General features: G+C 35.2%; 3 protein-coding genes. All 3 read left to right on the forward strand.

The genetic code is table 11. The features are described 5' to 3' along the window. On the forward strand, positions 1–649 hold a 649-nt coding region (locus ACN0QX_RS15175; protein ID WP_417198163.1), incomplete at its 5' end, for a YheT family hydrolase. Positions 650–828: 179 nt separating this feature from the next. Continuing rightward, a complete protein-coding gene (locus ACN0QX_RS15180) occupies positions 829–1,698 on the forward strand; it encodes a hypothetical protein (RefSeq protein ID WP_417198164.1) in 870 nt (289 codons plus the stop codon). Positions 1,699–1,713: 15 nt separating this feature from the next. Then, positions 1,714–5,787, forward strand: coding sequence for a T9SS type A sorting domain-containing protein (locus ACN0QX_RS15185; protein ID WP_417198165.1), 4,074 nt, complete (start codon positions 1,714–1,716; stop codon positions 5,785–5,787). The last annotated feature ends 144 nt before the right edge of the window (positions 5,788–5,931 follow it).

Here is a 5,931-nt window from a genome sequence, read left to right on the forward strand (position 1 = left end):
TAATTTGTTATTTCGAAGTTACCATTCTGGTGCAACAGAAGATTTAGAGGTTGTGGTGCAACATGTGTTATCAAAGGGACAATACGACGAAATTTACATTAAAGGTATTAGTTTAGGGGCAAATATGGTTTTGAAATATGTGGGAGAAGGAAGGGAACTTCCAGCAGAATTAAAGTCTGTTATTGCAGTATCTACACCTTGTGACCTAAAAGGATCTTGTGGTGAATTATTAAGTTTGAAAAACAAACATTACGCGATTCGATTTTTAGCACATTTAAAGGCGAAATTAAAACCTAAATTAGAGCAATTTCCGAATGATCTATCATTGGCCGATTTTAATGCGATTAAAACCTTAAAAGATTTTGATGATATATACACATCAAAAGCACATGGTTTTAAAAATGCTATAGACTACTATGAAAAAGCGAGTTGCTTGCAATTTCTTCCAAATATTAAAGTTCCTACTTTAATTATAAATGCGCTTAATGATTCATTTTTATCTCCAGAATGTTATCCTGTAAAAGAAGCCAAACAAAATTCTAATCTCTTTTTAGAAATGCCAAAATATGGTGGGCATGTTGGGTTTGTGGATAAGAAAAATATATACTACAATGAAAAACGTGCTTTGGCGTTTGTGAGAGATAATTAGGTTTTACACAATATTTGTTTCTTAAAATCGAAAAACTTTTATATTCTTTATTACTTAAATGTTAAGATAAGGTGGTGGTAGTAATTTAATAATACAGGTAACATTTTTATGCGGTTTTTGTAATCGTTGTATAATACTGACGTAATAGGTCGAAGGCTTTAATTTTATTTTTTTGTGATATGAAACTGAAGCCTTTTTTTATCATCCAACTATGCGCTTTTCTAATCTTTTTAGCAAGAGCTTACCAATTTTATTTTTTCGGAGCACCTTTTAGAGCTATCCTTTGGGATGAAAGCTTAATGAGTCCTATTGTTGAAAATGTTTTCAATACCTCTTGGTTCGATTATGCCACAAGTCCAGAAACCAACAAAGGCATCACCAATCTTACAGTGTTTTTTAGCATCGTCCTATTTGTATCTGCATTTGTCAGTCTATTTTGGAAACAGATTCCGTTTGTAAGATTTAAAAAAAGTATTATAGGGTTTAGTTTGTTTATCTTATTTATACTTGGTGTATGCATGGTTAAAGATAAAAACTATGATTTTTTACAATTTTTTGAGCTAACCATACAATTTGCAGCACCTTTAGTACTCTTTTTTACCAAAGACTTTGAAACCTTAAATAAACAAAAGCTTATTTTCTGGTTAAAGGTATCTATAGCATTAACATTTATTCCACATGGACTTTTTGCTATGGGATTCATATATGTGCCAGGTCATTTTATTGATATGACTATTAAAATATTGGGTGTAACCGAAACTCATGCTAGGCAGCTGTTGTTTGTAGTTGGATTATTAGATGTTATAGCGGCCGCTTTTCTATTTATACCTAAGTTGGTAAAACCTGCTTTTATGTATATCATTATTTGGGGTATTTTAACAGCGCTAGCTAGAGTTGTAGCTGGGTTTAACTACGATTTTTTCCTCAATTCTATCCATCATTTTATGTATTTAACGGTTTACCGATTACCACACGGATTATTGCCTTTAGCAACTTTAATGCTTTACGGCCTTTACGATAAAACATTAAAAACAAAACACAACAATTAAAAACCAACCCTAATTATGAAATTAAAATTACCTCTAATGTTGCTTATGCTGCTTGGCCTAGTTCGCTTAGGTTATGCAAATAATGACAAGTACAGGCTTATTCTTTTAGATGATCCTGCTACAACAATAACAGTAGCTTGGAATCAAATCTCAGGTTCTAATGCTTCTGTGTATTACGATACTGTAGATCATGGTACTGATTTTAACGCTTATACTTTTAATAAAACGGTAGACAGAGAAACGTCGGCAAAAGGAATGACTAATCAATTTGCAAGATTGTCTGGTTTGCTACCAAATACTATTTATTACTTTTTAATCCATGATAGTGAAGGTGTGAGTCAGCAATTTTGGTTTAAAACAGCACCAGATGACGATAGTCGATTGTTTTTCATTGCCGGAGGTGATTCTAGAAATAACAGAACACCACGACAGAATGCTAATAAATTAGTAAGTAAATTAAAACCACATGCTGTATTATTTGGTGGTGATATGACCAATGCCGATAGTAATTCGGAATGGCAAGATTGGTTTGACGATTGGCAACTCACCACAGCTGCAGATGGACGAATGTTTCCTATCGTACCAGCTAGAGGTAATCATGAAAACACATCTTCTATCTACGATCTTTTTGATACACCCAATGCCGATTCATATTACGCCATGACCTGGGGAAATAACATGATAAGAACCTATACGCTTAATTCTGAAATTTCAGTACTTGGAGATCAGTTAACGTGGTTAGAAAACGATTTAAATACGGCTTCAGATTTAACATGGAAAATGGCGCAATATCATAAGCCTATGCGTCCACATACTTCTGGAAAATCTGAAGGAAATGCACAATATGGTGCTTGGGCACAATTGTTTTATGATCAACAAGTAAGATTGGTTGTCGATTGTGATTCGCACATGTCTAAAACTACATGGCCAATAAAACCATCGTCAGATCCTGGAAATGACGAAGGTTTTGTAATTGAAGAACAAGGCGGTACGGTTTACACAGGCGAGGGATGTTGGGGAGCACCATTAAGAAATAATGATGACGATAAGAGCTGGACAAGAAATTCAGGGTCTTTCAATCAATTTAAATTGGTCTTTGTAGATACCGAAAAAATTGAATTACGTACCATAGACGTCAATAATGCCGATGAAGTTGCTGAAGGGAGTAATACAGATCCTTTTACTTTGCCAGATGCCTTAAATATCTTTTCGCCAGAAACTGGGAGTGTCGTTACTATTTCTAATGCTAATCTTACCGATAATCCTTGTCCTGTTATTGGTACAACTTGTGATGATGGAGATGCTTCAACATTATATGATGAAGCCAATGGTTTTTGTAATTGTGAAGGTGTGCCAGATTTTGAATTGGTTGAAGAAACTATTGCAGTACAAAACAGTAGTGATGATGCTGAAGAAGAAATAGCATCTGGTCTAGTGCACACTGCAAGTGCCGATTTAGAATTAATACATGATAACGGAGATCAGTTAGTTGGTATTCGTTTTGAAAATGTGCAAATACCTCAAGGTGCTACCTTATACCGATCTTATATTCAGTTTCAAACAGCTGAAGTAAATACGGAAAATGATGCAGCTCAAATTATTATAAATGGTGAATTAGCGGTTTCAAGTGTTACATTTACGTCGAATACTAATGATATTTCACTTCGACCTTTAACGGCAAATGCAATCTATTGGAACGGTATTGCAGAATGGGAAACAGTAGGTGAAGTGGGTTTAAACCAACGTACACCATACTTAAACAATGTTATTTATGAAGTCATTTCTCAAAACGGTTGGGAAGCAGGGAATGCCATGACTTTTATTTTATCGGGTTCAGGATTAAGAATCGCGGAATCTTTTGATGGCATTGCAGCACCAGAATTAAAGTTATTTTACAAATTACCTTGTGAAGATGCTGGTACAGCTTGTGATGATGGTAACCCTAATACTATTTTAGATTTTGAAGATGGAGACTGTAACTGTATCGGAGTTGAAGAGTCTGCAACCTTAACCTTTCAAGTAAATCATCCAGATGACGATGCTGAACAAGCTGAAACGGGAGGAGCTATGTACACCGATAGTTCCGATTTAGAATTGGTTTACGATGCCTATGCGGATCAATTCAACCAAACCGTAGGTATGCGCTTTAATGGTGTTACTATTCCTCAAGGTGCTGTAATTTTAGATGCGGCAATTCAATTTACAACAGATGAGGTGAATACGCAATCGACCAACTTAGTAATAAGAGGAGAAAAAGCGATTAATAGCTCAACATTTACAACAGATCCATTCAATATTTCATCCAGAGTGCAAACAGATGCAGTAGTAACATGGAGCGATGTTCCGGCATGGGAAACGGTTGGTGAAGCTGGTGATAACCAGAAAACTCCAAGTTTAAGAATTATTGTTCAAGAAATTGTAGACCAACAAGATTGGCCATCATATAGCGCTATGTCATTTTTTATTACAGGTTCTGGTGAAAGAACAGCTGAGTCGTATAACGGTGATTCTGATGCCGCACCACAATTAATTATTACCTATACGTTATCGGAAAACGAATGTCCTGCGTACGGCACACCATGTGATGATGGAGATGCTAATACTATTAATGATGAAGAAGATGGCTTCTGTAATTGTACAGGTGTGCCAAATGATGTGGTAGAAGATGTTAAAGAGGTTCTTAATTCTAGTGACGATGCAGAAGAGGAAGTTGGTTCAGGACTTGTTTTTACACAAAGTTCAGATTTAGAATTGGTTCATGATGATGACGATCAGGTTATTGGATTGCGATTTGAAAATGTTCAAATACCTGAAGGTGCTACTTTACATCGAGCATTCCTTCAGTTTCAAACCGATGAAACTAGTGCTGAAACAGATATTACTAACCTAGTTATAAATGGAGAATTAGCAGCGGAAAGTGCAACGTTTACAAACGGCTTAAATGATATTACGTCTAGAGCATTGACTTTGAGTTCTGTAAATTGGGACAATGTTGCTATGTGGAACACTACAGGAGAAGCTAGTATTAATCAGCGTTCGCCTTATGTTACTCGTATTGTTGAAGAAATTATTGCTCAAGAAGATTGGTTAAGTGGCAATGCGCTAACATTTATAATTTCAGGTTCAGGGAAGCGTGTGGCGGAATCGTTTGATGGATCTGCAGCACCAATCTTAAAATTATACTATCAAACCCCTTGTGAACTTTATGGAACGGCTTGCGATGATGGTAATTCTGATACGTTTTTTGATGTAGAAGATGGTAATTGTAATTGTGCAGGGATCTTAGAATCAGGAACTTTAACTTATGCTGTAAATAGATCTAATAATGATGCAGAAGAGGAAGTGGCAACCGGAGAAATGGATTTAGGAAGTTCTGATTTAGAACTTGTTGATGAAAGTGGATCAACCAATCAACTTGTGGGTGTAAGATTTACTGATATTCAATTACCAGCCGATGCTATTATTAGTAATGCTTATATTCAATTTACAGTAGATGATGATAATACAGATCCTACAAGTGTGGCGATTAGAGCAGAAGCAAGTGCGAATTCAGTTGAGTTTTCATCCGCAGATTTTGATATTTCATCAAGAACACTTGGTAACAATGTAGTGAGTTGGAACGATATACCTGCGTGGGAAACTGAACATATAGGAGATGCTGGTGTCAATCAGCAAACACCAAATATCGCTTCTTTAGTGGAAGAGGTTTTAGCGCAAGAAGACTGGACGATGTTTAATGCGATGACCTTTGTAATTAATGGAAGTGGAGAGCGTGAAGCAGAATCTTTTGATGGTTCTGCAGCACCGCAATTGGTAATTGAATATTCACTTTCTAGTTTATCTGTAAATGATGAAAATTTAGAAAAAGCGATAAGACTATATCCTAATCCAACAACTGATCTATTGCATATTGAAACGACTTTTAGTATTGATACATTGATTATTTACGATCTCAATGGTCGACGAATACAAACGTTAAAAATCAATAATACAGAATCCATAGATGTTAGCGATTTATCTAAAGGAGTGTACTTTTTAGAAATTCAATCTGGTAACACTAAAATTGTTAAACGGTTTATTAATAGTTAATTAGTAATATCTGTTGTAATTAAAACCTTTCAATTTTAGTATTGAAAGGTTTTTTTGTTATATATTTTAGCATTTATTTAACAGTTTTACGACTTTGGCAGTAGTGCTGTCGTATCAATGTGTGCTCTAATTGACCTATTAAAC

Origin of the sequence: Bizionia sp., assembly GCF_048259285.1 — a bacterium.
GTDB lineage: Bacteria > Bacteroidota > Bacteroidia > Flavobacteriales > Flavobacteriaceae > Algorimicrobium > Algorimicrobium hallyeonense.

Bases quoted from the DNA above. Each gene is read 5' to 3' on its own strand.
- ACN0QX_RS15185 (WP_417198165.1), top strand. From the start codon at position 1,714: ATGAAATTAAAATTACCTCTAATGTTGCTTATGCTGCTTGGCCTAGTT.
- ACN0QX_RS15180 (WP_417198164.1), top strand. From the start codon at position 829: ATGAAACTGAAGCCTTTTTTTATCATCCAACTATGCGCTTTTCTAATC.